Genomic DNA, 26,277 nt, shown 5'->3' on the forward strand with positions numbered 1-26,277 from the left:
GCTTCATGGGCCTCACCGTGGGCCTCATCATCCACGACATGACCAAGGAGGAGCGGCAGAAGGCTTACCAGTCGGACATCACCTACGGCACCAACAACGAGATGGGTTTCGACTACCTCCGCGACAACATGTGCATCTACTCCAGCGAGCTGGTGCAGCGGGGCCACGCCTTCGCCATCGTGGACGAGGTGGACTCCATCCTGATCGACGAGGCCCGTACCCCCCTGATCATCTCCGGCCAGGGCGACAAGTCCACCCAGCTCTATGACATGGCGGAGATGCTGGTGGCCCGGATGAAGAAGAAGGTGGTCACGGAGGTGGACGCCAAGGAGGAAGAGGACGTCAACGAGACCGCCGACTATATCGTGGACGAAAAGGCCAAGACCGCCACCCTCACCGCCAACGGCATTGCCAAGGCGGAGGCCTTCTTCCACATTGAGAACCTGGCGGACCCCGAGAACTCCACGTTGTCCCACCACATCAACCAGGCCATCCGCGCCCATGGCACCATGAAGCGGGACATCGACTACGTGGTGAAGGACGGCGAGGTCATCATCGTCGACGAGTTCACCGGCCGTCTCATGTTCGGCCGCCGCTACTCCGACGGCCTGCATCAGGCCATCGAGGCCAAGGAGCACGTCAGCGTCAACAGCGAGAACAAGACCCTGGCCACCATCACCTTCCAGAACTACTTCCGCCTGTACGACAAGCTCTCCGGCATGACCGGTACCGCCATGACCGAGCAGGAGGAGTTCGCCACCATCTACAACCTGGACATCATCGAGATCCCCACCAACAAGCCCATCGCCCGTGTGGATCACCAGGACGTGGTGTACAAGACCGAGGCCGGCAAGTACCGGGCCGTCATCCGCCAGATCAAGGAGTGCCATGAAAAGGGCCAGCCCGTGCTGGTGGGCACCGTCTCCATTGAGAAAAACGAGATTCTCTCCGGTCTGCTGGCCCGGGAGGGCATCCGCCACAACCTGCTGAACGCCAAGAACCACGAGAAGGAAGCCGAGATCGTGGCCCAGGCCGGCAAGCTGGGCGCCGTCACCGTGGCCACCAACATGGCGGGCCGCGGCACCGACATTATGCTGGGCGGCAACGCCGAGTATCTGGCCACCGCCGACCTGCGCAAGTCCGGCATGTCCGATGAGCTGATCGCCGAGGCCACCGGCTACGCCGAGACCGACAACCAGGAGATTCTGGACGCCCGGAAGCTGTTCGCCGACCGTCTGGCCTTCCACAAGGCCAAAATCAAGGATGAGGCCCAGCAGGTCCGGGAGGCCGGCGGCCTGTTCATCATCGGCACCGAGCGCCATGACTCCCGCCGGATTGACAACCAGCTCCGCGGCCGTGCCGGCCGTCAGGGCGACCCCGGCGAGACCCGGGTCTATATCTCCCTGGAGGACGATCTGATGCGCCTGTTCGGCGGCGACCGCATCCAGCACCTGATGGAGAAGGTGGACCTGGACGAGGACACCCCCATCGAGGCCAAGATGCTCACCAAGGCCATTGAGAACTCCCAGACCACCGTGGAGTCCCGGAACTTCCAGGCCCGGAAATCCGTGCTGGAATACGACGACGTCATGAACAAGCAGCGGGAGATCATCTACAAGCAGCGCCGGGAAGTGCTGGACGGCATGGACATGAAGGAAACCATCCAGAACATGATGCACACCGTCATCGCCAACGACGTGGCGTTGTCCTTCGGCGAGAAGCAGGCGCTGGATCTGGCGGGCTTCCGCACCATGCTCCGCAGCCTGGAGGGCCTGTACTTCCCCAAGGGCCTGTTCCCCATGGACGAGGACTCCGTGGCGGAAAAGACCCAGGAGGACTTTACGGAGATGTTCTTCGGGGCCGCCCAGAAGACCTACGAGGCCAAGGAGGCGGAGATCACCACGCCCATTATGCGGGAGCTGGAGCGGGTTGTCATGCTCCGTGTGGTGGATGAGTACTGGATGGACCACATCGACGCCATGGATGACCTGAAGCAGGGCATCCGCCTGCGGGCCTACGCCAACACCGATCCCGTGGTGGCCTACAAGCAGGAGTCTCTCACCATGTTTGAAGAGATGATCGCCGCCATCCAGGCCGAGACCGTCCGCCGCCTGTTCTCCGTCCGTCTGAAGAAGGACGAGGATGTCAAGCGGGAGCGGGTGGCCAAGGGCATGACGGAGAACGTGGGCGGCGACGGCACCGCCCTCAAGAAGCAGCCCAGGAAGATCACCATCAAGGTGGGCCGCAACGATCCCTGCCCCTGCGGCAGCGGCCTGAAGTGGAAGAAGTGCACCTGCAAGGAGTACCACGACAACTAACGTACACGCCGCGGCGAAAATGATTTCATTTTCTTCGTCCGCTTTTTTCACGGACGAATCGGGGAAACCCGCAGGGTTTCCCCTGACCCCTTTCCCCGATTGCTGTTGAATCACACCCCCTGTTCTCCTGCCGGAGGGCAGGGGGTGTTCTTTCCAAGTAAGGAGCCGACTATGCCCTTTGATTTTCATGAACAAAACGGTCTCACCTGGCTCACCGCCCCCCAGCTGGAGGGCCGGCCCGGCCTGACTCACGGCTTTTCCACCCGCCGGGGCTGCGTCTCCGCGCCGCCGTTCGATACCCTGAATCTGGGAGTAGGCCGGGGCGACGATCCCGGTGCCGTGGCGGAAAACTACCGCCGGTTCTGCGGCGCGCTGGGCGTCGATGCCCGGCGGGCAGTGCTGAGCAAGCAGATTCACGAAACCACCGTCCGCCGCTGCACCGCCGGCGACGCCGGAAAGGGTCTGCTGCGGGAGCGGGACTATACCGCCGACGCCCTGATCACCGACGAGCCGGACCTGCCCCTGGTGGTCTTTTCCGCCGACTGCGGCATCATTCTACTGTATGACCCGGTGCGCCGGGCCGTGGGCGCCGCCCACGCCGGCTGGCGGGGCTGCGCCGGCGGCATTCTGCGGAACACGGTGGAATCCATGGTCCGGGCGTTCGGCTCCCGGCCCCGGGACCTGCTGGCCGCCATCGGCCCCTGTATCGGCCAGTGCTGCTTCGAGACCGACGGCGACGTGCCGGAGGCCATGACCGGCGCTCTGGGCGATGACGCCGCGCCGTATCTGGAGCGGCGGGGCGCCAAGTGGCACGTGGACCTGGCGGGGCTGAACCGCCAGTGGCTGCTGCGCTGCGGTTTGCAGCCGGAGCACATCGGCACCGCCGGCCTCTGCACCGGCTGCCGCCCGGACCTGTTCTGGTCCCACCGGAAAATGGGCAATGCCCGGGGCGCCCAGGTGGCCCTCATCGCGCTGACGGAGGGCTGCTGACCATGAAATTCCGAAAGCTGGCCCTGCTCTCGGTGCTGCTGCCCGCCCTGCTGCTGAGCGGCTGCGCGGAGGAACCCCCGGAGGCGGGCATGACGGAGGGCATCGCCTCCTCCCAGGAGGAGACGCGGCAGGAGACCCCTCTGCCCGCCGCCTTTTCCCTGCCCTGGGACCCGGACGCCACCCTGGACCCCATCACCTGCCCCGACGGCATTCAGCAGACCATCGGCGCTCTGCTGTACGAGGGGCTGTTTGAACTGGACGAATCGCTGGAGCCGCAAAAGCGGCTGTGTGCCGCCGCGGAGTACGATGACGCCGCCCTGGTCTGGACCTTTCAGCTCCGGACCGACGCGGTGTTCAGCGACGGCACCGCCCTCACCGCCAAAGACGCGGTGAACACCCTGCGGCGGGCCATGGACTCCGACCGCTACCGCGCCCGGCTCAGCTGCGTGCAGTCCGTCTCCGGCGACGGAAGCACCCTGCGCGTCACCCTGAACCGGCCCAACGCCGCCCTCCCGGCGCTGCTGGACATTCCCATCGTCAAAGCCGGCACAGAGCAGCTGGCGGTGCCAATGGGCACCGGCCCCTACTTCCTGCTGCAAAGCGAGGAAGAACGCTGCCTCAGCGCCTCAGAGAACTGGTGGGGCGGAACGCAGCCCATCCGCCGGATTGAGCTGGTGGACTGCTCCGGCTCTGACGCCGCCCGGTATCAGTTCACCTCCCACACCGTGCAGCTCATCACCGCCGACCTCACCGGCACGGCGCCCCTCAGCGCCGCCGGCAGCTTCACCGTCCAGGACACGGACACCACCATCCTGCAGTATGTGGGCATCAATTTTCAGAACCCCCTGCTGCAGCGCCCGGAGGTCCGCCGGGCACTGAGCCTGGGCATTGACCGGGAGGCCGTCACCGGCGCCTACCTCTCCGGCCATGCCCTCCCCGCCCAGTTCCCCCTGTCCCCCGTCTCTCCCCTCTACCCCTCCGAACTGGAACGCAACAGTTCCCTGACAGCCTTCACCGACGCCATGGAAAAGGCAGGGCTGAACAGCGGCGCCGAACGGTCCCTGACGCTGCTGGTGAACAGCGAGAACAGCTTCAAGGTGTCCGTGGCCCGGTATCTGGCCGCCGCCCTGTCGGTGTGTGACCTGAAAATCACGGTGCGGGTTCTCCCCTGGGAGGAATACCTGGCCGCCATCGCCCAGGGGGACTACGACCTCTTTTACGGCGAGGTCCGCCTCACCGCCGACTGGGACCTGACCGCCCTGCTGGGCAGCGGCGGCACCCTGAACCACGGCGGGTACAGCGACCTCCTGACGGACCAGCTGCTGGCCGACTGTCTCACCGCCGCCGACCGCTCCGCCGCCGTGAAGACCCTCTGCACCCGCTTCCGGCAGCAAGCCCCCATCCTGCCGGTGTGCTTCAAGCGCACATCGGTGCTGACCCAGTCCGGCGTGGCGGAGGGGCTGACCCCCACCGCTGCCAACCCCTTTCACGGGTTCACCGGCTGCGTCATCCACCTGTCGGAAAACCGGTAAAGCAAACAAGGAGTGTACAGTGCTTCCACTGTACACTCCTTGCTTTTTTCAAGCTTTACGGTTCCTCCCGGCGCTCCAGCCGGTGCCTGACCTCCTGGCCGAAGGGCGTTGCCGCCAGTCCGCCCAGGGCCGTCTCCCGGAACTCCACCGGCAGGCGGCGGCCCACGTCACCCATGCACTCGATGACCTGGTCCACCGGCACCCGGCTCTCAATGCCCGCCAGGGCCATGTCCGCGCAGCTGACGGCGTTCACCGCCCCCACCACGTTCCGCTTGACGCAGGGCACCTCCACCAGGCCCGCCACCGGGTCGCACACCAGGCCCATCAGGTTTTTCAGCGCCATGGCCACCGCGTGGCCGATCTGCGACGCCGAGCCGCCCCGGAGGGCGGTGACGGCCCCCGCCGCCATGGCGGAAGCGGTGCCGATCTCCGCCTGACAGCCGCCGGCGGCGCCGGCGATGCAGGCCCGGTAGCCGATGACGGCCCCGATGCCCGCCGACACATACAGCGCCCGGATGATTTCCTCCTCCGTGGCCTCTCCCTGCCGCCACAGGGGCAGCAGCACCGCCGGCAGCACGCCGCAGGCGCCTGCCGTGGGCGCCGCCACGATTTTGCGCATGCAGGCGTTGGCCTCCCCGGTGCACAGGGCGGCGGCGATGACCTGTCCCAGATAGCCGCCGCAGACGGTCTTTCCGCCGGCCGCGTAGGCCCGCATCTTTCCGCCGTCGCCGCCCACCAGACCGCTGAGGCTCCGCTGCTCCGCCTGATAGGTACTGTCGGCCTCCACCATGGCCCGCCAGGTGGCGCGCATCTTCTCCAGGGATTCCTCCCGGGTCACCTGCCGCTCCTCCATGTCCGTCCGCAGCACCACTTCCCAGAAGGGGATGCCGCCCTGCTCCGCCTTGTCAAAGATCTCCTGCATGGAATCCAGCACGTCAGTCCCCCTCCTTCTCGTAATAGGTCAGGCCCACCACGCCGGGCATCTCCCCGATGAGATGCCGCACCACCGGCGGCACCCGCTGGTCCGTCTCGATGACCATCAGCACCGCGCCGCCCCGGCGGCTGCGGCACAGGCTCATGTTGGCGATGTTGATCTTTCCCTTGGACAGCTCCCGGGTCACGTCCGCCAGCTTGCCGGAGATGTCGATGCTGTGGATGATCAGGGTGTTGAAGGCCCCGGTGAACGCCACGTCCACGCCGTTGAGCCGGTCCACCCGGATGCGGCCGCCGCCGATGGACGCCGCCTGCATCCGCAGGGTGTGTCCCTCCCCGTCCGCCAGCTCCAGCACCGCCGTATTGGGATGGGCATCCCGCAGCCGGGCGACGGAAAAGGTGAATTCCAGCCCCCGCTCCGCCGCCAGGGCGAAGCTGTCGGGGATGCGGAGATCGTCGGGCTTCATGCCCAGCAGTCCCGCCACCAGCGCCCGGTCCGTGCCGTGGCCCCGGCCGGTCTCCGCGAAGGAGCCGTACAGCCCGATGGAGGCCGTCCGCGGCTCCCCGCCCAGCAGCGTCCGGGCCATGTTGCCGATGCGCACCGCGCCGGCGGTGTGGGAGCTGGACGGCCCCACCATCACCGGTCCCAAAATATCAAAAATATCCAGCATGGCGTGTCACCCTCTTTCTTATCTCAGTGTATCATGGTTCCCGCCGCGGCGCAACGGTCCTTTTCCGCATTGCTTTTCCCGGGAAAACCGGATATACTGAATACCAGTGAAACCACTGCTGAAAGGAGAATTTCCATGTCCTCTCTGCTGATCCGAAATCTCCGCACCGTTGTCACCTGCGATGACGGCGACCGGGTGCTGGAGGGCGTTGACCTGCTGGCCCGGGACGGCGTCATTCAGGCCATCGGGCCTCACCTGCCCGCCGACGCCGATACCGTCCTCGACGGCACCCATTATCTGGCCTATCCCGGTCTGGTGAACACCCACCACCACCTGTATCAGATCTTCTCCCGGAACCTGGCTCAGGTGCAGAACATGGAGCTGTTTGATTGGCTCACCGCCCTGTACGGCATCTGGAAAAACCTGGACCCGGAGGTCATCCGCCTGTCCACCGTGGTGGGCTGCGGCGAGCTGCTGAAGCACGGCTGCACCACCTGCTTCGACCACCACTACGTGTTCCCGGAGGGCTCCGGCGACCTGCTGGGCGCCCAGTTCGCCGCCGCGGAGGAGATCGGCATCCGGTTCCACGCCTCCCGGGGCAGCATGGACCTGTCCCAAAAGGACGGCGGACTGCCGCCGGACAGCGTGGTGCAGACGGTGGACGCCATTATGGACGACTGCCGGAAGGCGGTGGAGACTTACCATGACCCGTCCTTCGGCTCCATGCGTCAGGTGGCCCTGGCCCCTTGCTCCCCCTTCTCCGTGTCCCGGGAGCTGCTGCGCCAGAGCGCGCTGCTGGCCCGGCAGTACGGCGTCCGGCTCCACACCCACGTGGCGGAGACGAAAGACGAGGAAAACTACACCCTGTCCCACTACGGGATGCGGCCGCTGGAGTACATGGCCTCCGTGGGCTGGACCGGCCCCGACGTGTGGTTCGCCCACGGCATCCATTTCAATGACGAGGAGCTGCGGGTGCTGGCCCGGACCGGCACCGGCGTGGCCCACTGCCCCGTTTCCAACATGAAGCTGTCCTCCGGCGTGGCCCGCATTCCGGAGATGCTGCGGCTGGGGGTCCCGGTGGGCCTGGCGGTGGACGGCTCCGCCTCCAACGACGGCTCCTCCCTGCTGGAGGAGCTGCGGGTGTGCTTCCTGCTCCACCGGCTCCAGTCCAGCAAAGGCGCCCCCACCGGCTATGATCTGCTGAAGGTGGCCTCCCGGGGCGGCGCAAGGCTTCTGGGCCGGGAGGACATCGGCTCTCTGGCGGTGGGCAAGTGCGCGGACCTGTTTCTGGTGGACAGCCGCCGGCTGGAGCTGGCAGGCGCTCTGGACGATCCCAAATCCCTGTTCGGCACCGTGGGCCTCCGTGGACCGGTGGACTGCACCATCGTCCACGGCCGGGTGGTGGTGCGGGACGGCCGGCTGGCCGCGCTGGACGAGGAGCGGCTCAGCGAAGATGCCAACCGCAAGTGCCGGGAATACCTGGCCCGGTGAAGGAGGAGATGCCATGAAACGGTTTGACGTCATTGTGGGGGACATTACCCAATCCGATGCCCAGGCCATCGTCAACGCCGCCAACGAGACACTGCTGGGCGGCGGCGGAGTGGACGGCGCCATCCACCGGGCGGCAGGGCCGGAGCTGCTGGAGGAGTGCCGCGCCATCGGCGGCTGCCCCACCGGGGAGGCCCGGCTGACGACGGGCTGCCGCCTGCGGGCAAAATACATCATCCACACCGTAGGCCCCGTGTGGCACGGCGGACAGCAGGGGGAGCCGGCGCTGCTGGCCTCCGCCTACCGCTCCTGTCTGGAGCTGGCCGCCGCTCACGGCATCACCACCGTGGACTTCCCCTCCATCTCCACCGGGGTGTTCGGCTACCCGGTGATGCAGGCCGCCACCGTGGCGGAGCGGGCCATTCTGGCCTTTCTGGAGGACCACCCGGAGATGCATCAGGTACGGATGGTGTGCCACCGGGAGGAAACCGCCCGCATCTACCGCCAGATGTACAACTTCTGGTTCGCCGCCACCAAGGCCGACCGGCTGGACGTGGAGCACAAAGGCTGAAAAAAGCACATCCGCCGGTATTGCCGGCGGATGTTTCTTTATGATGCCAGTTCAAGTCCGTAGATGTCATAGTCCGCGTCCAACGTCAGCCGGCAGCGGTATACCATCTCTCCGCTTTCCGTGTCCCACACGGCCAGCAGCACCCGCCGCAGCCCGTCCGGCGCGCCGGCCGGATCATCCAGCACCACCGCCGCCCGGTGGGAGGTCATAGCGGAGGGGAACAGGTAGTAGCCCTCACTGTACCAGGGGCAGGCCGTAAACTCCTCCGGCAGAGGCAGCAGCGTCACCTGCTCCGAAAAATCCGCCATGGAAAAGGTATGGACCTCCAGGGGTGTGAAGCGCTTCCGGTTCACCAGAACGGAAAACCGGTCCTCCTCCCACCGGACAGCCGCCATCTGGGCGCCATCCAGCTTCTGATAGTACAGCGACGCGTCCCCGGACAGGTCATAAGCCCCGATCACCGCTCCCGGGGATTCGCTGTAGCAGGCAGCCCCGAAGTACAGCACGCCGTTCCGGATCAGCACATTATCCCCGTCGAACAGAAACCCACCCATGCGTTTTTCCGCACTTTCCTCTCCGCTGAGCTGATCGTAAGTAAACCCCACCGACAGCAGTTCAACACCGCTTCGGTCCACTCCGGTCACAGTCAGAGTGTCTGTGTCCTTGAGATAGGCAAGTGCGTACACGCCGTCATCACCGGAGATTGCCGACTGGAAAACCGCATTGGTCCCCACACCGTCGAAGTCATATGAAAACGTCACATTCCCGGCCCCGTCCGTCTCCATCACCGTCACCGGCTCAGCGGGGTTTCCGTGGAAAATCAGCAGATATCCGCTGCCTGTCCGCTGCACCCGGGTCAGCGTTTTGTCCGAAAGGCTCCGGAACTTCCGGTACTCCGCCCGGGACACCGTGTCCTCGTAGGACTGCCAGCAGTCCCGCTCCGCCAGCGTCACGGCCCCGTCTGCCAGCCCGTACCGGCAGGTGAACTGATACACCCCGGTGTTGGCCTGGTTCACCAGCAGTCCGGCGGACACCGGCTCCCGCTCCAGCAGCACCTGACAGGTGATTTGGGGCGGAAACAGGATGCGCTTCTCTCCCAGCTTGCCCAGGCCCCATTTGCCTGCCGCCAGCAGCGCCGCCGCGGACAGCAGCACCGCCAGAGTCTTTTTTCCCTTCATTCCGCCTTCCTTTCCGGCGCCGTCACACCGTCTGTTTTTCCGGGATCATCCATTTGGACACCGCCAGCTGAACCAGCGCCGACAGCGCCGCCGCGAAGAACACCAGCGCGGGGCTGACAGAGGTCCAGAAATAGCCCAGCAGCGGGCTGATGACAACCGCCGTCAGGTGGTCCGCCGTCACGCCCATGGAGAGGCTGGCCGTCACTTCCTCCTTCCGGTCCCCCGCCAGCTGGCGCATCAGCAGGGAGTGGACCATCTGGAACTGGTCTGTCAGGTAGCTGAGGATGTAGAACACACAGGCGACGGCCACGCAGAGGACGCCGTCCAGCTTCCCGGCCGCCACCGCGCCGGCAAACAGCCCCTCCCCGGTGAATACCACCATCATGAAAATGGCCTCCATCCGCATGGAGAGCTTTACGCCGAAGCGGTCCAGCAGTTTGCCGATGCGGGGCGACACCAGGCTGCTCACCAGCTTGGAGAGAATCAGCAGCATCGCCGTCACATCGGAACCCTTGTGCAGCAGCTCAATGAGAATCCAGGGGGCAAAGACAATGCGGATGCGCTTCTGGCAGCCGAAGGCCAGAGTGGTCAGGTAATAGGGCAGGTACTCCCGCCGGATCTTCACCGGATTGCCCTTCACCTTTTTGTAGGGCAGCTCCCGCCGCAGCAGCACCAGCAGAACCGCCGTCATCAGGTACAGCACCATGGCAATGGCAAAGGGCAGAATCACCGGCGCGTTGAAGCTGAAGATTTTCGCGCGGAAGCCGATGAACACCGCCGCGCCGGACAGCATGGAGAAGAAGTAGTTGTATTTCTTGAAATAGCCCAGGGAGGTGCCGCCCTGGGCGTTTTTCGCCAGGGACATGCTCACCGAGTCATTGATGGGCATAAACAGGTGGTCGCCCAGGGAGTAGAGAAACAGGAAGGGAATCATCATCCCGTAGGACGGGGAACAGAAGGCCATCACCAGCAGGCCCACCACCATCAGCAGCTGCGCGCCGATGCCCAGCGTCACGTCTCCCAGCGCGCCGAACAGCAGAAACAGCAGTGCGCACAGGAAGCCGCCGCTCTCCCGGGGCGTTTCCAGCAGGCCCCGCTGAAAGGCCGTAATGTGGTACACATCGTTGAAGTAGTTGTTGTAAATACTGGCGCTGAGTCCGGCGGCCAGGGCGCTCAGCGCCACCACAGCCGCGAACAGCTTCACGCATTTCTGTCTCCGGTTCTCGTCCATATTCTCTCTCCAGCTCTCTTTATTTTCTCTGGGCCTGCTCCCAGGCGTCAATTTGCTCCTGCAGCTCGGTGAGGTAGAGCCAGCGCTCCGTTTTTTCCTCCAGCGCCGCTTGCAGCTGCTCCTGCTTCTGCGTCAGCTCCTGCAGCTTAACATAGTCGCTGCCGCAGCCATTCATGGCCGCTTCGCAGTCCTTCAGCTGCTGCTCCAGCGCCGCCATGTCATCGTCGATGGTCTGGAACTCCAGCTGCTCCTTATAGGTGAATTTCGGCCGCTTCTCCCGGGGCTTCTCCTCCGCCGCCTTTGCCCTTTCCGCCGGCCGGGGCCGCTCTTCCTCCTGCCGCTTCTCCGCCCAGTCGGACCAGTTGCCGGTATAGCGCAGCACCTGGCCGCCGGAGCGCACCTCAAAGATGGAGGTGGCCAGCTTGTCCAGGAAGAAGCGGTCATGGGACACCGTGAGAATGGGGCCGGGGAAGGTCTGGAGGTAGTCCTCCAGAATGGCCAGGGTGGTGACGTCCAGATCGTTGGTAGGCTCGTCCAGCAGCAGAATGTTGGGGGCCGCCATCAGAATGGACAGCAGGTACAGCCGCCGCCGCTCGCCGCCGGACAGCCGCCCGATGGGCTGGGACTGCAGGTCTCCCGGGAACAGGAACCGCTCCATCATCTGGTTGGCGGTGAAGGTGCCCTCGTCGGTGCGGACCTCGTCGGCCACCTCGTGGATAAAGTCATAGGCCCGCTGGTGCAGGTCCAGCTCCCGGCCCTCCTGGGAGAAATGGCCCACCTTCACCGTGGCGCCCATGTCCACAGCGCCGGTGTCCGGCTGCAGTTCTCCGGCGATGATGTGGAGCAACGTGGACTTGCCCACGCCGTTGTGGCCCACAATGCCGATGCGGTCATTCCGCAGGATGCTGTAGGAAAAGTCCTTCAGCACGCACAGTTCCCCGAAGCGCTTGCTGACGTGCTGCAGCTCAATGGTCTTGCGGCCCAGGCGGCTGGAGGCCGCCGCCAGCGCCACCGTCTCGTCCGTCTCCGGGGCGTCCCGGTTCAGCAGCTCCTCATAGCGCTGGACGCGCTCTTTGGACTTGGTGGTGCGGGCCCTGCAGCCCCGCATGATCCACACCCGCTCCACCCGCAGAATGGACTGGCGCTTGCGCTCGCTGGCCTCCGCCATCTCCGCCCGCTGCTCCTTCAGCTCCAGGTATCTGGAGTAGTTGGCCTCGTAGTGATACAGCTTTCCCCGGGACAGCTCGGTGATGTGGTTCACCACCCGCTCCAGGAAGTACCGGTCATGGGTCACCATCAGCAGCCCGCCCCGGAACCGCCGCAGCCAGTCCTCCAGCCAGGTGACCATCTCCGTGTCCAGGTGGTTGGTGGGCTCGTCCAGAATCAGCACGTCCGCCGGATGAATCAGCGCCGCCGCCAGGGCCACCCGCTTCCGCTGGCCGCCGGAGAGGGTGCCCACCTTCTGTTCAAAGTCGGAGATGCCCAGCCTGTTCAGCATGGCCTTGGCCTCATACTCGTTCAGCGCCCGGAACTCCGGCGGAAAGCTGCGGAACACCTGCTCCAGCACGGTGGCGCCGTCCTCCATCTCCGGGTTCTGGGGCAGGTAGCTGACCTGCACGTTGGGGTCCCGGCTGACGGTGCCCTCGTCCGGCTCCTGCCGCCCCGCCAGCACCTTCAGAAAGGTGGATTTCCCGGTGCCGTTGATGCCGATGATGCCCACCTTGTCGCCGTCGTTGAGATAGAGATTCACGTCCGACAGCAGCTGGCGGCTGCCGAAGTTGATGGATAGATGTTCCGCGGATAACAGCATAGCAACTCCCTCAGTTCCATAACGTTTCCGGTGCCGAAAAGGATACGGCGTCCGTTGGATTTTTGAAAACAGCCAAAGGCCCTTGGCCATGAAATGATTTTGCGTATTTTTTGATTTTACCACAACTTCCCCCGCTTTTCTATGCAAAACCCGGATTTTGTGGTATGCTGGGCAAAAAAGCAGCGTAGGAGGCAGAGCATGCAGACCATCAGCGTCACCATCACAGCGGAAGAGGCCGGGCGGAAGGTCCGCGGCGTCATGAAGGGGCGGCTGGGGTTCTCCTCCCACGCCATCGCCAGCCTGACCCGCCGGGAAACCGGCATTCTGGTGAACGGGCAGCGGGCCTTTTCCACCGCCGTGCTCCGGGAGGGGGACGTGCTGACGGTGGAGATCGGCGACGTGCGGCCTCCGGACGAAAAGATCATCCCCTGTGACCGGCCCCTGCCCATCGTCTACGAGGACGAGTATCTGCTGGTGGTGAACAAGCCGGCGGGCATGGTGGCCCTGGCCTCCAGCTTTCTGCCGGAGACCCCCACCGTGGCGGGGGCGCTGGCGTACCAGAAGGGGGCGTCCGCCGTGTTCCACGTGGTGAACCGGCTGGACAAGGGCACCACCGGGCTGATGGCGGTGGCCAAGTGCGGCTATGTGCACAACCTGCTGCGGCGGATGCTCCACAGCGATGACTTTTACCGGGAGTACCGGGCCGTCTGTCTGGGCCGGCCCTGCCCCGAAAGCGGCGTCATTGACCTGCCCATCGGCCGGAAGGACGGCTCCGCCGTGGCCCGGTGCGTCCGCCCCGACGGCGCCCCCTCCCGCTCCCACTATCAGGTCCTGCAGGGAAATGCCCTTTACAGCCTCCTGGCCCTGCGGCCGGAGACGGGGCGCACCCACCAGCTGCGCGTCCACATGGCCGCCATGGGCCACCCCCTGGCGGGGGACTGGCTCTACGGCACAGAGGACCCGGATCTGATTCCCCGGCCCGCCCTCCACTCTTACCGCCTGCGGCTGCGCCATCCGGTGACAGGGGAACTGCTGGACCAGACCGCCCCCCTGCCGGAGGACATGGCCCGTCTGCTGCGGGAATAACGCCCTTGCCATTTTCCGCGAATTGTGGTATGGTTGCGGATGCTGTGATATTTTGAAGGAAAAGAGGATTTTCCCATGGAGCTTTTGGAAATGTACGGCCGGCTGGGCCTTTCCCCGGCGGTGTACCAATACGGCGAGGCCGTGCTGGAGGGTCTGAAGGACCGCTTCGCCGCCATTGACCAAACGGCGGAGTACAACCAGTGCAAGGTGATTCACGCCATGCAGAAAAACCGGGTGAACGCCACCCACTTCGCCGCCACCACCGGCTACGGCTATGACGACATCGGCCGGGACAATCTGGAGCGGGTCTACGCCGACGTGTTCCACACGGAGGCGGCGCTGGTGCGGCCCCAGATCACCTGCGGAACCCACGCCCTGACGGTGGCCCTGTCCGCCAACCTGCTGCCGGGGGACGAGCTGCTCTCCCCCGTGGGCGCCCCCTATGACACCCTGGAGGAGGTCATCGGCATCCGGGAGAGCAAGTGCTCCCTGAAGGAGTACGGCGTCACCTACGCCCAGGCGGACCTGAAGGCCGACGGCAGCTTCGACTACGACGCCATCCGCGCCGCCATCAATGAGCGCACCAAACTCATCACCATCCAGCGCTCCAAGGGCTACGCCACCCGCCCCACCTTCTCCGTGGAGCAGATCGGGGAGCTGATCGCCTTCTGCAAGACCGTGAAGCCGGACGTGAAGGTGATGGTGGACAACTGCTACGGCGAGTTTGTGGAGACCGTGGAGCCCTCCGACCTGGGGGCCGACATGGTGGTGGGCAGCCTCATCAAAAACCCCGGCGGCGGTCTGGCCCCCATCGGCGGCTACATCTGCGGCACGAAAGAGTGCGTGGAGCGGTGCGCCTACCGGCTCTCCGCCCCCGGCCTGGGCCAGGAGGTGGGCGCCAATCTGGGACTGATGCCCTCGTTCTACCAGGGGCTGTTCCTGGCCCCCACGGTGGTGTCCGGCGCGCTGAAGGGCGCCATCTTCGCCGCCAACATCTATGAAAAACTGGGCTTCCCCTGCGTGCCCGGCGCCGCGGGGGACCGCCATGACATCATCCAGGCGGTGACCCTGGGCAGCCCGGAGGCCATGAAGGCCTTCTGCCTGGGCATTCAGGCCGCCGCCCCGGTGGACAGCTACGTGACGCCGGAGCCCTGGGCCATGCCCGGCTATGACTCCGAGGTCATCATGGCCGCCGGTGCCTTCGTTCAGGGCAGCTCCATCGAGCTGTCCGCCGACGGCCCCATCCGCCCGCCCTACGCCGTGTATTTCCAGGGCGGTCTCACCTGGTACCACGCCAAGCTGGGCATTCTCATGAGCCTGCAGAAGCTGGCGGACGCCGGGCTGGTGACCCTGCCGGAGGCCTGAGAAAAGCCCCCGTCCGGGGTGTCCCGGGCCTTAGAAAACAAAAAACCTCCGTATGGCCGCAGCCATACGGAGGTTTTTTTCCGCGTTCCCCGGGGATTTCCCTCACTGCCCCAGATACTTCTCAAGCAGCACCAGATCGACCCCCGGAATCCCGTTGAAATCCGTGGGAACAATCCCCACCTCCGAATATCCGTGCTTTCTGTACATCTCACGGGCCACCGCGTTTTTCACGTTGGTGTCAATCCGGAGTTCCACGCAGCCATGTTCCAGCGCGTATGTCTCATAGAATTCGAGGAACCTTCTTCCATACCCTTTCCCCGCTCTGGCCGGAGAAATCACCAGGGTGTGCAGGACGCACACCTTGTCCTCCGGCACCGGATGCTTCCAGCGGCCCCGGCCATAGGAGTCAACCTGCGTGCGGTTGATGATGCCGGCTCCGCAGATGCTTCCGGCATCCTCCAGCACGAACAAATCCGCCCGTTCCAGTGCCGCCTCCGCCGTAGCCCGCACAGGGTAGACCCCCCGGATCCATCCGATGGTCTGCTTCTTTGCCTCCTCCGCGGCGTGAATCTCGTCATAGAGCCGTTCCACCGCGTCAATATCCCGTCCGGTCGCTTTTCTGATTTCCATCTCTGTGGGTTCCTTTCCGTAAATTCCGCTTTTCCGGGGCGTCACATGTGGCCGAACCGCTCCGCCAGCAGAAAGCCGGCGGCGAACACAAGGGCGGAGAGAACCGCCTCCCCCGCGCCGGCGTAGGCCGCGGGAATGATGATCACCGTGGAGGCCGCCACAATGCCCAGAATGCCGTGGTAGGCGGCGGAGTGAAAATGGCGGAACAGCCAGCTCACCGTCCGGGCCAGCAGCACAATGGTCAGCAGCATCCCCGGCAGGGCCGCCGACAGCACCAGCAGGTCCAGCCGGGCCAGCCCCTCCAGCATGGGCTGGTACAGCCCCAGGGCCATCATCACCGACGAGGAGGTCATGCCGGGAATCACCACACCCATGCCCCACAGCACGCCGCAGAAATTGTACCACCAGAAGTTGGGGGTCACCGTCACCGCCAGCACCCGGTCCACATAATAGAGGCCGGCAAACACCGCCGCGCCGCAGAGGAAAAAGCTCCACCAGGCGCAAGCGCCCCTGCCCTCTTTCCCCGCCTCCCGGAACAATGCGGGCAGGGACCCGGCAATGAGGCCGATGAACAGCCACGTGGTCACCGTGGCGGACAGATCCAGCGCCGCGGAGATGCCCTTCGCAAAGCCCAGAAAGCCAATCACCCACCCCAGTGACAGGGGCAGAATGCCCCGCCAGTACCGGGGCAGCGCCTGCCGGGGATCGTTCAGCACCTCCATAAAGGGCCGGTAAATGCCGAACACCACCGCCAGCACGCCGCCGGAGACGCCGGGCAGAATGGCCCCCGCGCCGATCAGGGCGCCGCACACCAGCAGCCGCAGCCCCTTCCGCTTTTTCACGCTCTCGCCCCCCGGCAAAAATTTTCCTTGTATCATATCAGCTTTCCCCTTCACTTTCAATCCAGACCCGGAAAATTCCGCCGTCCCGGCCTATCTCATTCCGCATTTTTGTGAAAAACCCACAAGGCTGTATGCGGCATTTTTCACTGAATTATAAATTTTTTTCTTGACAACCGCTCCGATTGCAGGTAAACTGTATCCCGACAACTGAACACCGCAAAGACGATGAAAAGAAGAGTAAGCGCGGAGATACGGCAAAGAGAGCCCGGTCCGGTGAAAACGGGTACGGAAGGCCGCGCCGAACATGGTCTTGGAGTTGCGCACCGACTGCGGGTCACCGCACAGGCTGCGACGGGAGCGCCCGTCATCGCGCAGGAGTGTGTCGGCACTCTCAAAGGCCGGTTTCGTGAGGAGCCGGTGAAGCAAGGTGGTACCACGAGCGTATGTTCGTCCTTGATGCGGAAGCGTCAAGGGCTTTTTCTTTTGTCCCCGCAAAATACCGCCCCTTCCGGGGCAGGAAAAGGAGATTCAGCCGTGAGTCATCCCATTATTGAGATCCGGCATCTGAACAAGACCTTCGGCACCGGCGAAGGCGCCGTCCACGCCCTGGAGGACATCAGCCTGACGGTGGAGGCCGGAGAGATTTTCGGCATCATCGGCCTGTCCGGCGCCGGAAAGAGCACCCTGGTGCGGTGCATGAACCTGCTGGAGCGGCCCACCGACGGCAGCTTGGTGGTGGACGGCCAGGAGATCACCGCCCTGGGCGGTAAGGAGCTGCGGAAGGCCCGGCAGTCCATCAGCATGATTTTCCAGAGCTTCAACCTGCTGATGCAGCGGACGGCCCTGAACAACATCTGTTTCCCGTTGGAGCTGGCCGGCTGGAACCGGGCCGATGCCGTGGCCCGGGCCAGGGAGCTTCTGAAACTGGTGGGGCTGGAGGACCGGGAAAACGCCTATCCCGCCCAGCTCTCCGGCGGCCAGAAGCAGCGGGTGGCCATCGCCCGGGCATTGGCCACCAACCCCAAGGTGCTGCTGTGCGACGAGGCCACCTCGGCCCTGGACCCCACCACCACCGTGTCCATTCTGGAGCTGCTGAAGGAGCTGAACCGCTCCCTGGGCGTCACCGTGGTGGTGATCACCCACCAGATGAGCGTCATCGAGGAGATCTGCTCCCGGGTGGCCATTCTGGACGGAGGCGTCATCGTGGAGCAGGGCCGGGTGCAGGACATCTTCTCTAACCCCCAGACCGACATTGGCCGGAAGCTGGTATATCCCGGCGGCGTCCGCATCGACGATCTGCCCGCCTCCCGGGTGGTGCGCATCGCCTTCAACGGCGGCTCCTCCTACGAGCCCCTCATCGCCACCCTGGCCATTGACTGCGGCGTGAAGGTGAACATTCTGGGCGCCGACACCCGCAACATTGACGGCAAGGCCTTCGGCACCATGCTGCTGGGCCTGCCGGAGGACCCCAACGACGCCGCCAGAGCCCTGAACTACATCCGCTCCCAGCCCAACATCACCGTGGAGGAGGTGCCCGCCCATGACTGAGACCATTTCCGCCTTCTGGAACCAATACGGCCAGCTGCTGACCGACGGCACCGTGGACACCTTTGTCATGGTGATCGTGTCCACCGTTTTCGCCTACCTGCTGGGCCTGCCCATGGGCGTGCTGCTGATCATCACCCAGCCCCACGGCATCTGGCCCCGGAAGTGGATCAACCGCGTTCTGGGCTGGATCATCAACATCGGCCGGTCCCTGCCCTTCATCATCCTGATGATCGCCATCATGGACTTCACCAAGCTCATTGTGGGCACCAAGATCGGCGTCAAGGGCGCCATCGTCCCGCTGGTGGTGTCCGCCGCTCCCTTTATCGCCCGCATGGTGGAGACCTCCCTCTCGGAGGTGGACGCCGGCGTGGTGGAGGCCGCCCAGTCCATGGGCGCCTCCGTGCCCCAGATCGTGTGGAAGGTCTACCTGCCGGAGGCCAAGCCCTCCCTGATTCTGGGCGCGTCCATTTCCATCATCACCATTCTGGCCTATACCGCCATCGCGGGCGCCGTGGGCGCCGGCGGCCTGGGCGATCTGGCCATCCGCTACGGCTACCAGCGCAAGGTGCCCTCCATGATGTGGGTCACCGTCATTCTCATCATTGTGCTGGTGCAGGTCATTCAATCCGTTTTCAGTTGGCTCGCCACAAAAGTGGACAAGCGTCTGAGATAAACCGCAAACCGCGTATTTTTGATTCACTGGAGGTAATTTGTATGAAAAAGAAAATTCTTGCCCTGTCCCTGACCCTGGCGCTGGGTCTGTCCCTCACCGCCTGCGGCGGCAATTCCGCCCCCGCTGCTTCCGCTCCCGCCGCCCCTGCCGCCTCTTCCGCCGCCTCCTCCGCCCCCGCGGAGACCGTGGTGCTGAACGTGGCCGCCTCTCCCACCCCCCACGCTGAGATTCTGGAGCAGGTGAAGCCCATCCTGGCGGAGCAGGGCATCGATCTGCAGATTCACGAGTACGGCGACTACGTTATCCCCAACACTGCCGTGGAAGAGGGCGACGAGGACGTCAACTATTTCCAGCACCAGCCCTACCTGGACCAGTTCAACGCTGAGAACGGCACCCATCTGGTGAGCGTGGCCCCCATCCACTACGAGCCCTTCGGCATCTATCCCTGCAAGAGCGCCTCTCTGGAGGAGCTGCCCAACGGTGCCACCGTGGCCGTGCCCAATGACGCCACCAACGAGGCCCGCGCCCTGCAGCTGCTGGCCGCCCAGGGCCTCATTGAGATCGACGCCAACGCCGGTCTGAAGGCCACTCCCAACGACATCACCAGCAACCCCAGGAACCTGAAGTTCGTAGAGCTGGAGGCCGCCATGGTGCCCCAGGTGACCACTGAAGTGGACATCGCCGCCATCAACGGCAACTACGCCCTGCAGGCCGGCTTCTCCTCCGCCGCTGACGCCATCGCCCTGGAGGACCCCGACTCCGAGGCTGCCAAGACCTTCGCCAACATCATCGTGGTGAAGGAGGGCAACGAGAACAACCCCGCCGTGCTGGCCCTGGTGGAGGCCCTGCAGTCCGACACCGTCCGGGACTACATCAACAGCACCTACAACAACAACGTGCTGCCCAGCTTCTGATCCCCGCCCAAACCGAAAAAACACCGCCCCACTTCCGTGGGGCGGTGTTTTTTTGCCGTTACGCCCGGGTGGGGATAATCTCCACCCAGTAGCCGTCGGGGTCGGTAATGAAGTAGATGCCCATGGCCGGGTTCTCATAGCAGATGCAGCCCATGTCCAGGTGCCTGCGGTGGGCGGCCTCGTAGTCCTCCGCCCGCAGGGCCAGATGGAACTCGCACTCCCCCAGGTCATACTTCTGGGGATGGTCCCGCAGCCACGTCAGCTCCAGACGGAAGTCCGTCTTTCCGTCGCCCAGATAGACGATGATGAAGCTGCCGTCGGCGGCCTCCTTCCGCTGGCCCACCGGCTCCAGGCCCAGGGCCTCCTTGTAGAACGCCAGGGATTTGTCCAGGTCCGTGACATTAAAATTAAAGTGGTTGAATGAAAACATATTCTTCACCTCTGCTCTGTGATACCCGTATTGTACCACACAGCCGCCCCCGGCGCAAGGTCAGCGCCGCCGCACCGGATGGCGCAGCACGGTTTTCCGCAGCTCCGGCAGCACCTTCCGGGGGTCCGACAGGTAAATCTCATGGTGCTGCCGCCGCTCCGAAAAGTCATTTTCAAAGCCGTTTTCCGCCAGCCAATCATCCATCCGGGCCACGGTTTCCGGTTCGCTGTCAAAGCTTCCCGTGTGCATTACCTGCACGCAGAGTCCCTCCTCCACCGTCAGGACCTCCACGGCGGAGCAGTCGGTTTTCTTTTTGCAGCCCGCCTCTTCCACGGCCCAGGCCACGTCCGCCGCCGTCACAAACTCCGGCAGGCGCAGCACCGACGTCCACCGAAAGTCCGCTTTCCGGCTGTAATCGCAGCCGGCAGCGTCCGTCTGCCGCCAGAAGCCCTCCAGCGGCGGAACCACATAGTCGAACCAGCCCTCCATGGGGCGGTTTCGCTTGCCGCCCATCTTCAGCGTGTAGGCCACGGCATACAGGGCGCTCACCGCCTGCTGATAGGCGCCGCCCGGCTCGTTGGGGTCGCCTGTTCCCCGGACCGCCAGATAGCGCATCCGCGGCACCTCCACCAGAACCGGCGTATCCCCCGGCCGGTACAGCTGCTTTTCCGCCTTCTTGAAATCAAACGCCATGTTCCACCTGCCGCACCGGATAGCACACCTCCGTCACGAACTCCTCCGGGTTCTGCGTCTCATGGGGGCTGACGTGGTAGATATTGAAGGACGGACCGTCAAAGGCATAGCCGTTGTCCCGCACCCAGGCGGCCACCGCCTCGTTGGCGGCGCCGATGCCGCCGTAGGGGCCACGGTAGACGGCGGAGGCGAAGGTGACGGCGGGAAGCGTCCGGAAGCGGACGTGCTCCGTGTCGGGATAGGTGCCCTTCACCGTTTTCCACGCCTCCACGTCCACGTCCCGCTCCCGGTACTCCCCGTCATAGAAGGTGACGGCGCAGTAACAGGGGTCATCCGGATGCAGGTGCAGCGGCGCGGTCTCTCCCGTCAGCACCTCCCACAGCAGCCCCTCCTGCTCATAGGCGGGGATGGTCATCCGGACGCAGGCGGCGTACCGCTCCGGCAGCGTTTTCAGCACAACATCATATTTCATGGCAGTTCCCTTTCCCAGCCCTTTCAGGACTGTATCCAGCTGCCGCATCCGGTAGGCCACCGCCTCCGCCTCCCGCTCCAGCGCCTGCCGGTGCTGCCGGAGGTGCAGCTCCAGGCAGGCCGGGTCCTCCCCGCTGCGCAGGATTTCGCCGATGGCGGCCAGGCCGACGCCCATGTCCCGCAGGGCGGCGATCTTCCCCGCCGCCCGCAGCTGCTCCTCGGCGTAGTAGCGGTAGCCGGTGGCGCTGTCGGTCATGGCGGGGATCAGCAGACCCAGCTCGTCATAATGCCGCAGCATCCGGATGCTCACTCTGGACAGTTTTGAAAAATCTCCGATTTTCAGCATGATACTTCCCTCACATATGTGATTTCTTCCGCGCGCAATCCCATGATAGACCATCCCACTGTGGGAGAGTCAAGTCCTTTTTTCCGACGGTTTCCTTAACGGGACCGAAACGGCCTCTTAACGGAATCGTAGCGGTTTTTTCTGCTATACTGATATTAATTAATAGGGAGCGCTCTTCGCTCCCGGAAAGGCGGGATGCGATTGTACCAGACCAAGCTGCGGGAAAAACTCCATGAGGCCCTGAGCTCCGTGCTGCCCATTCTGGCGGTGGTACTGGCCCTGTGTTTTACCGTGGCGCCCATGCCCTCCGGCATTCTGCTCTCCTTTCTGGTGGGAGCGGTGCTGCTGGTGGTGGGCACCATGTTCTTTTCTCTGGGGGCGGAGCTGGCCATGAGCCCCATGGGCGAGCGGGTGGGCGCCTGCATCACCCGCAGCAGGAATCTGCCCCTGATGCTGTTTCTAAGCTTTCTGCTGGGCTTTCTCATCACCGTTTCCGAGCCGGACCTGCAGGTGCTGGCGGACCAGGTGCCCTCCGTGCCCAACCAGGTTCTGCTTTTCACCGTGGCCGCGGGGGTGGGCGTGTTTCTGTGCATCGCCTTTTTGCGGATGCTGTTCTCCGTTTCCCTGTCCACCATGCTGATGGGCGCCTATCTGCTGGTGTTCGCCCTGTCGCTGCTGGTCCCCCGGGATTTCTGGGCGGTGGCCTTTGACTCCGGCGGCGTCACCACCGGCCCCATGACCGTCCCCTTCATCATGGCGCTGGGCGTGGGTGTCTCCGCCATCCGCAGCGACGCTCACGCCGCTGACGACAGCTTCGGCCTGGTGGCGCTGTGCTCCATCGGCCCCATTCTGTCGGTGCTGCTGCTGGGACTGGTCTTCCAGCCTGACGGCGGCAGCTACACCGCCTCCGCCATCCCCGATGCCGATGACACCGTGGCCCTATGGCAGCTGTTCTCCGGCTCCTTTCCTCACTACATGGGGGAGATCGCCCGGTCGCTGCTGCCCATCGCCGCCTTTTTCGCCGTGTTCCAGGTGTTCTGGCTGAAGCTGAGCCGCCGGAAGCTGAAAAAGATCGCCGTGGGCCTCCTCTATACCTACATCGGCCTGACCCTGTTTCTCACCGGCGTCAACGTAGGCTTCATGCCCGCCGGCAGCTATCTGGGACAGACCATCGCCGCCCTGCCCCTCCGGTGGATCATCGTCCCGGTGGGCATGGTTATCGGATGGTTCATCGTCATGGCGGAGCCGGCGGTGGCGGTGCTGATGCACCAGGTGGAGGAGCTGACCGACGGCGCCATCTCCGGCAGGGCCATGCGCTGCAGCCTGTCCGCCGGCGTCTCCGTCTCCGTGGGCCTCTCCATGGTGCGGGTGCTGACGGGGCTGTCCATCTTCTGGCTGCTCCTCCCCGGCTATGCCGCGGCGCTGCTGCTGTCCCGGTTCGTGCCGAAAATGTTCACCGCCATCGCCTTCGACTCCGGCGGCGTGGCCTCCGGCCCCATGACCGCCACCTTCCTGCTGCCCTTCGCCATGGGCGCCTGCGGCGCCGTGGGAGGCGACATCGTCACCGATGCTTTCGGCGTGGTGGCCATGGTGGCCATGACGCCCCTGATCACCATTCAGGCTCTGGGCCTGGTCTACCGCTTCCGGAACCGGTCGGTGAAGGAAGGCCCCGCCGCCAGCGCGGACGATTTCGCCCTGCTGGGGAATTACGACATCATTGAGCTGTAAAGGAGGGTTCCCATGAGCAAATTGTATCTGATGATCGGCATCCTCCAGCGCAGCCGGCTGGCAGGCTTCGTGGCCCTGTACCGCCAGCACCATGTGACCGCCAGCTTTGTGACCCTGGGAGTGGGCACCGCCGCCAGCGAAACGCTGGACTGCCTCGGTCTGGACCGGTCCGACAAGGCCGTCACCCTCAGTCTGGTGACGGATGGGACCTGGCAGGCCCTGAAGCGGGACCTGCAGTCCAGAATGCGCATCGACGTGCCGGGCATCGGCATTGCCTTTACCGTCCCCCTCAGCAGCATCGGCGGCAAGCGGGAGCTGCAGTTTCTGACGGAGGGCCAGAACTATGTGAAAGGAGAGGAATCCACCTTGCAGGACACCACCCATCAGCTGTTGGTGATCATCGCCAACCACGGCTACACCGATCTCATCATGGACGCCGCCCGGGAGGCCGGTGCGGCAGGCGGCACCGTCCTTCACGCCAAGGGCACCGGCATGGAGCGGGCGGAGCGGTTTCTGGGCATCTCTCTGGCGGCGGAAAAGGAGCTGCTGCTGATTGTGGCCCGGACGCCTCTGAAAAACGCCATTATGCAGGCAGTGATGGAGAATGCGGGCATGGAGACCCCCGCCCAGTCCATTGTGTTCTCCCTGCCTGTCACCAGCACCGCCGGACTGCGGCTGGTGGAGGAGGAATGACCTTTTCGAAGGCGCGTTTCAGCCTACACGATTCACCTCCCCGGAGCACTCGCTCCGGGGAGGTGCTTTCTGTATGCCCCAGGCATACAGAAAATCAAACCGGTCTCCGCTCCAAAGCCTGTGTGTACGCAAAAACACGATAGTCCTCCGTAAAATTGTATGGTATGCTGGACGCAGCAAACAGAAAGAAGGCGAAAAACGATGTATTTACCATTCGCATTGGCAAGCAACGAAGAAATCGGGCAATACCTGACGCAACACATTGACCAGCGGTTTGAGAGCCACCGGAAGTTCTGCGCGAAGTACATCGAAACCGACACAGGCAGACCGGCGGACTCCACAGAGATCACCAATATGTCCAACCGCCTGTCAAAAATTCTGAAAGGCGAAAAGGGGATTCAGCTCTACGATCTTCCCCTGTTCTGCCGGCTGCTGGAGCTGTCCTGTGAGGATATTCTCAGTGCGGGGCGGGACTGCGCGCCCGCGCCGGTCCGCATGACAAATTACACCGTTGCTTTCTCGCAAGACCCGCGGGAGTGGGAGGATCATGTGAACCGGGAGGATTCCCCGATTCTGAATGCCGATGAGTTCGGAAAAACCTTCATTGATTATGCTCTGGAGGCAAAGAATTACGGCCTTTTGAAATATCTGATGGATCAGGGGGTCATCTGGTTCGTCGGTCCGGAGAGCCAGAACTATTTCATAGGGTTCGGTGCCGGGACCAGCATCGAAAAGAAAACTTTTCCGTATCCCGAAAATTTAAACGTTCTGGACACACGGATGAGCATGCGGGATGAGCTGAGAACGCAGATGGTGGCGCTGGCGATCCAGCATGAAGACCTCGATCTGCTGGAGCAGCTCCACGCAAGGGAAATCCCTTCTCTCTACCAGCTCAGCGCTTTTTCAATGACGCCGACTCCGTGCGAACAGTACTATAATCCGGCGTTGATGGACGCCCTTGTCTGTGCGGGCAAGCCGGTTCTGCAATATTTTTCCGAAGAGTTCGTGATTTCTGACCGAGGCGGTTTTGATAACCGGTTTCTCTTCCCCTTTACCGGCGAGTTGATTGAGCGGCTGCTGCAAAGCAAGAATACCTTTTCGGAATCTCTGCTGGAGGCCGCCATCCGGCACAACCAGTCTGTCTATGACCGGCTGGACGCCCTGCTAGCCGGCACAGTCGGCTTCTACAAAGGATTGGAGTATGACCTGTCAAATGCCGCCATCAAGGAATCTCTGGTGAAAGGGATCCTGCGGGATCTTGTTTTCTATGACAACGGTGACCTGGTCAGCTATTTCCCGCTGCTTCCCAAGATGAAGAAAGGGCTGCGGTCCAACATCATCCGGGTAAATACCAGATCCGCGGACGATGCCATCAGCCGCCAGATCGCCAGGCTGAACGAGCTGTATGACGCGATCCATGCCATCACGCCCAGATTTGAAGGGGTGAACGATTGAAATGAAGCGACTGACTGCCGCCCTGCTGGCCTCGGCGCTTGTGCTGGGGTGCGCCGCCTGCGCCGCGCCCCAAAGTCCTCCGCCGGCGGAACCCCGCGAAGAAGAACCCACTGCCGCCGAAATCGCGCGGCAGGCATACGACTGCATTGAAAGCGCCGAGACCCTCTGCAAATCCGGGATGATCATCATTGACGCGGCCTGGCACTTCGGCATCTGGGACGCGCCGGAGTGCGGAGCGGACGCCGTGATGGAGCAGCTGTCCCGGCAGACCGGCTTTGATGTGTCCTTTCTGGAGCAAAACGGCGGCTGTACCGCCGACGAACTGGCAAACGGGGACGAAACCTTTGACGGCTGGGAATACTGCGTCACGGCAGCGGAGAATTGCCTGGCCGCCTACGGGACATACGATGCTCTGGACCAGGCCATGAATACCGCCCAGGAGCTGATCCGGGAGCTTCCCGCGGATGATCTCAACTCCCGGAGCCTGAAAGATTACTATACGGAAGTGGCGGCCTACGCGGCATATTTTGAGGACGTAACCGGCAGCTACAACGATCTGACCGCCGCCATCACCCGGTACGAGAGCGATATTCAGGCGGTAAAAAAGCCCCTGCTGTTTGACTTTGGGTAACCCTGTCTTCTCCTTCAGGGTTACAGGAAATCCTCCGAAGCGTCTGCTTC

Annotated in this window: 24 protein-coding genes; 14 read left to right on the plus strand and 10 right to left on the minus strand. The window is 63.8% G+C overall.

The annotated features are described in order from the left end of the window. The 3 genes from secA to SOX55_RS06270 form a co-directional block, all read left to right on the plus strand. Positions 1-2,318, plus strand: a 2,318-nt coding sequence (gene secA / locus SOX55_RS06260) for a preprotein translocase subunit SecA (RefSeq protein ID WP_325286586.1), incomplete at its 5' end; no start/stop codon positions are given. Positions 2,319-2,489: 171 nt separating this feature from the next. Next, the gene (gene pgeF, locus SOX55_RS06265) at positions 2,490-3,308 is read left to right on the plus strand and encodes a peptidoglycan editing factor PgeF (protein ID WP_325286587.1); all 819 of its coding nucleotides are present in this window, start codon (positions 2,490-2,492) and stop codon (positions 3,306-3,308) included. A 2-nt stretch (positions 3,309-3,310) separates the two neighbouring features. Next, a complete protein-coding gene (locus tag SOX55_RS06270) occupies positions 3,311-4,840 on the plus strand; it encodes an ABC transporter substrate-binding protein (protein ID WP_325286588.1) in 1,530 nt (509 codons plus the stop codon). A gap of 55 nt (positions 4,841-4,895) precedes the next feature. Here the strand turns inward: SOX55_RS06270 and sdaAA are convergent, their stop codons facing one another. Beyond that, complete coding sequence (sdaAA, locus tag SOX55_RS06275) at positions 4,896-5,762, minus strand: L-serine ammonia-lyase, iron-sulfur-dependent, subunit alpha (RefSeq protein WP_325286643.1); 867 nt, start codon at positions 5,760-5,762, stop codon at positions 4,896-4,898. Between the two features lie 13 nt (positions 5,763-5,775). Next, complete coding sequence (gene sdaAB, locus SOX55_RS06280) at positions 5,776-6,444, minus strand: L-serine ammonia-lyase, iron-sulfur-dependent subunit beta (RefSeq protein WP_442873613.1); 669 nt, start codon at positions 6,442-6,444, stop codon at positions 5,776-5,778. 135 nt (positions 6,445-6,579) lie between these two features. Here sdaAB and SOX55_RS06285 point away from each other — a divergent pair, with 135 nt between their 5' ends. Together SOX55_RS06285 and SOX55_RS06290 are read left to right on the plus strand one after the other, a co-directional pair. Next, positions 6,580-7,935, plus strand: a complete 1,356-nt coding sequence (locus SOX55_RS06285) for an 8-oxoguanine deaminase (RefSeq protein WP_325286589.1) — start codon at positions 6,580-6,582, stop codon at positions 7,933-7,935. Positions 7,936-7,948: 13 nt separating this feature from the next. Further along, on the plus strand, positions 7,949-8,503 hold the full coding sequence (locus SOX55_RS06290; RefSeq protein ID WP_325286590.1) for an O-acetyl-ADP-ribose deacetylase: 555 nt from the start codon (positions 7,949-7,951) through the stop codon (positions 8,501-8,503). A 38-nt stretch (positions 8,504-8,541) separates the two neighbouring features. On the opposite strand, the gene SOX55_RS06295 is transcribed toward SOX55_RS06290, so the two are convergent. The 3 genes from SOX55_RS06295 to SOX55_RS06305 are packed head-to-tail and all read right to left on the minus strand — an operon-like array spanning position 8,542 to position 12,722. Then, positions 8,542-9,681: a hypothetical protein gene (locus SOX55_RS06295; protein WP_325286591.1), complete on the minus strand. Its 1,140-nt coding sequence runs from the start codon at positions 9,679-9,681 to the stop codon at positions 8,542-8,544. A 22-nt stretch (positions 9,682-9,703) separates the two neighbouring features. Then, positions 9,704-10,912, minus strand: a complete 1,209-nt coding sequence (locus tag SOX55_RS06300) for a hypothetical protein (RefSeq protein ID WP_325286592.1) — start codon at positions 10,910-10,912, stop codon at positions 9,704-9,706. A gap of 19 nt (positions 10,913-10,931) precedes the next feature. Beyond that, the gene (locus SOX55_RS06305; RefSeq protein ID WP_325286593.1) at positions 10,932-12,722 is read right to left on the minus strand and encodes an ABC-F family ATP-binding cassette domain-containing protein; all 1,791 of its coding nucleotides are present in this window, start codon (positions 12,720-12,722) and stop codon (positions 10,932-10,934) included. Between the two features lie 198 nt (positions 12,723-12,920). Here SOX55_RS06305 and SOX55_RS06310 point away from each other — a divergent pair, with 198 nt between their 5' ends. Together SOX55_RS06310 and SOX55_RS06315 are read left to right on the plus strand one after the other, a co-directional pair. Beyond that, on the plus strand, positions 12,921-13,808 hold the full coding sequence (locus SOX55_RS06310) for an RluA family pseudouridine synthase (protein ID WP_325286594.1): 888 nt from the start codon (positions 12,921-12,923) through the stop codon (positions 13,806-13,808). Positions 13,809-13,883: 75 nt separating this feature from the next. Then, complete coding sequence (locus tag SOX55_RS06315) at positions 13,884-15,173, plus strand: methionine gamma-lyase family protein (protein ID WP_325286595.1); 1,290 nt, start codon at positions 13,884-13,886, stop codon at positions 15,171-15,173. 102 nt (positions 15,174-15,275) lie between these two features. On the opposite strand, the gene SOX55_RS06320 is transcribed toward SOX55_RS06315, so the two are convergent. Together SOX55_RS06320 and SOX55_RS06325 are read right to left on the minus strand one after the other, a co-directional pair. Continuing rightward, positions 15,276-15,803 (minus strand): GNAT family N-acetyltransferase, encoded by a 528-nt coding sequence (locus SOX55_RS06320; RefSeq protein ID WP_325286596.1) that lies wholly within the window; start codon positions 15,801-15,803, stop codon positions 15,276-15,278. 41 nt (positions 15,804-15,844) lie between these two features. After that, a complete protein-coding gene (locus SOX55_RS06325) occupies positions 15,845-16,645 on the minus strand; it encodes a DUF368 domain-containing protein (protein WP_325286597.1) in 801 nt (266 codons plus the stop codon). A 546-nt stretch (positions 16,646-17,191) separates the two neighbouring features. Here SOX55_RS06325 and SOX55_RS06330 point away from each other — a divergent pair. From SOX55_RS06330 to SOX55_RS06340, 3 genes are read left to right on the plus strand one after another with little or no spacing between them, the layout of a single operon-like run. After that, a complete protein-coding gene (locus SOX55_RS06330) occupies positions 17,192-18,193 on the plus strand; it encodes a methionine ABC transporter ATP-binding protein (RefSeq protein ID WP_325286645.1) in 1,002 nt (333 codons plus the stop codon). After that, positions 18,186-18,866 carry a methionine ABC transporter permease gene (locus SOX55_RS06335; RefSeq protein ID WP_325286598.1) on the plus strand — a complete coding sequence of 227 codons (681 nt, stop codon included), beginning with the start codon at positions 18,186-18,188 and terminating at the stop codon, positions 18,864-18,866. The genes SOX55_RS06330 and SOX55_RS06335 overlap by 8 nt, the downstream gene beginning before the upstream one ends. 41 nt (positions 18,867-18,907) lie before the next feature. Then, on the plus strand, positions 18,908-19,780 hold the full coding sequence (locus tag SOX55_RS06340) for a MetQ/NlpA family ABC transporter substrate-binding protein (protein WP_325286599.1): 873 nt from the start codon (positions 18,908-18,910) through the stop codon (positions 19,778-19,780). Positions 19,781-19,838: 58 nt separating this feature from the next. On the opposite strand, the gene SOX55_RS06345 is transcribed toward SOX55_RS06340, so the two are convergent. The 3 genes from SOX55_RS06345 to SOX55_RS06355 are packed head-to-tail and all read right to left on the minus strand — an operon-like array spanning position 19,839 to position 21,720. After that, the gene (locus SOX55_RS06345; protein ID WP_325286600.1) at positions 19,839-20,210 is read right to left on the minus strand and encodes a VOC family protein; all 372 of its coding nucleotides are present in this window, start codon (positions 20,208-20,210) and stop codon (positions 19,839-19,841) included. A gap of 60 nt (positions 20,211-20,270) precedes the next feature. Then, positions 20,271-20,903, minus strand: coding sequence for a GyrI-like domain-containing protein (locus tag SOX55_RS06350; RefSeq protein ID WP_325286601.1), 633 nt, complete (start codon positions 20,901-20,903; stop codon positions 20,271-20,273). After that, entirely contained in the window at positions 20,893-21,720 is an 828-nt protein-coding gene (locus SOX55_RS06355) for a MerR family transcriptional regulator (protein ID WP_325286602.1), read from the minus strand. Before SOX55_RS06355 ends, SOX55_RS06350 begins: the two co-directional genes overlap by 11 nt. 201 nt (positions 21,721-21,921) lie before the next feature. Here SOX55_RS06355 and SOX55_RS06360 point away from each other — a divergent pair, with 201 nt between their 5' ends. The 4 genes from SOX55_RS06360 (at position 21,922) to SOX55_RS06375 (ending at position 26,227) form a co-directional block, all read left to right on the plus strand. Next, complete coding sequence (locus tag SOX55_RS06360) at positions 21,922-23,448, plus strand: DUF1538 domain-containing protein (RefSeq protein WP_442873614.1); 1,527 nt, start codon at positions 21,922-21,924, stop codon at positions 23,446-23,448. A 12-nt stretch (positions 23,449-23,460) separates the two neighbouring features. Further along, positions 23,461-24,141 carry a P-II family nitrogen regulator gene (locus tag SOX55_RS06365; RefSeq protein WP_325286604.1) on the plus strand — a complete coding sequence of 227 codons (681 nt, stop codon included), beginning with the start codon at positions 23,461-23,463 and terminating at the stop codon, positions 24,139-24,141. 219 nt (positions 24,142-24,360) lie between these two features. Beyond that, on the plus strand, positions 24,361-25,596 hold the full coding sequence (locus SOX55_RS06370; RefSeq protein ID WP_325286605.1) for a hypothetical protein: 1,236 nt from the start codon (positions 24,361-24,363) through the stop codon (positions 25,594-25,596). A gap of 1 nt (position 25,597) precedes the next feature. Then, on the plus strand, positions 25,598-26,227 hold the full coding sequence (locus SOX55_RS06375; RefSeq protein ID WP_325286606.1) for a hypothetical protein: 630 nt from the start codon (positions 25,598-25,600) through the stop codon (positions 26,225-26,227). Positions 26,228-26,277: the final 50 nt, after the last annotated feature.

Source organism: Dysosmobacter sp. (assembly GCF_034093755.1).
Lineage (GTDB): Bacteria > Bacillota > Clostridia > Oscillospirales > Oscillospiraceae > Oscillibacter.

Bases quoted from the DNA above. Each gene is read 5' to 3' on its own strand.
- sdaAB (WP_442873613.1), bottom strand. From the start codon at position 6,444: ATGCTGGATATTTTTGATATTTTGGGACCGGTGATGGTGGGGCCGTCC.
- SOX55_RS06375 (WP_325286606.1), top strand. From the start codon at position 25,598: ATGAAGCGACTGACTGCCGCCCTGCTGGCCTCGGCGCTTGTGCTGGGG.
- SOX55_RS06355 (WP_325286602.1), bottom strand. From the start codon at position 21,720: ATGCTGAAAATCGGAGATTTTTCAAAACTGTCCAGAGTGAGCATCCGG.
- SOX55_RS06350 (WP_325286601.1), bottom strand. From the start codon at position 20,903: ATGGCGTTTGATTTCAAGAAGGCGGAAAAGCAGCTGTACCGGCCGGGG.
- sdaAA (WP_325286643.1), bottom strand. From the start codon at position 5,762: ATGCAGGAGATCTTTGACAAGGCGGAGCAGGGCGGCATCCCCTTCTGG.
- SOX55_RS06340 (WP_325286599.1), top strand. From the start codon at position 18,908: ATGAAAAAGAAAATTCTTGCCCTGTCCCTGACCCTGGCGCTGGGTCTG.
- SOX55_RS06320 (WP_325286596.1), bottom strand. From the start codon at position 15,803: ATGGAAATCAGAAAAGCGACCGGACGGGATATTGACGCGGTGGAACGG.
- SOX55_RS06270 (WP_325286588.1), top strand. From the start codon at position 3,311: ATGAAATTCCGAAAGCTGGCCCTGCTCTCGGTGCTGCTGCCCGCCCTG.
- pgeF (WP_325286587.1), top strand. From the start codon at position 2,490: ATGCCCTTTGATTTTCATGAACAAAACGGTCTCACCTGGCTCACCGCC.
- SOX55_RS06295 (WP_325286591.1), bottom strand. From the start codon at position 9,681: ATGAAGGGAAAAAAGACTCTGGCGGTGCTGCTGTCCGCGGCGGCGCTG.
- SOX55_RS06285 (WP_325286589.1), top strand. From the start codon at position 6,580: ATGTCCTCTCTGCTGATCCGAAATCTCCGCACCGTTGTCACCTGCGAT.
- SOX55_RS06290 (WP_325286590.1), top strand. From the start codon at position 7,949: ATGAAACGGTTTGACGTCATTGTGGGGGACATTACCCAATCCGATGCC.
- SOX55_RS06315 (WP_325286595.1), top strand. From the start codon at position 13,884: ATGGAGCTTTTGGAAATGTACGGCCGGCTGGGCCTTTCCCCGGCGGTG.
- SOX55_RS06345 (WP_325286600.1), bottom strand. From the start codon at position 20,210: ATGTTTTCATTCAACCACTTTAATTTTAATGTCACGGACCTGGACAAA.
- SOX55_RS06365 (WP_325286604.1), top strand. From the start codon at position 23,461: ATGAGCAAATTGTATCTGATGATCGGCATCCTCCAGCGCAGCCGGCTG.
- SOX55_RS06305 (WP_325286593.1), bottom strand. From the start codon at position 12,722: ATGCTGTTATCCGCGGAACATCTATCCATCAACTTCGGCAGCCGCCAG.
- SOX55_RS06335 (WP_325286598.1), top strand. From the start codon at position 18,186: ATGACTGAGACCATTTCCGCCTTCTGGAACCAATACGGCCAGCTGCTG.
- SOX55_RS06300 (WP_325286592.1), bottom strand. From the start codon at position 10,912: ATGGACGAGAACCGGAGACAGAAATGCGTGAAGCTGTTCGCGGCTGTG.
- SOX55_RS06310 (WP_325286594.1), top strand. From the start codon at position 12,921: ATGCAGACCATCAGCGTCACCATCACAGCGGAAGAGGCCGGGCGGAAG.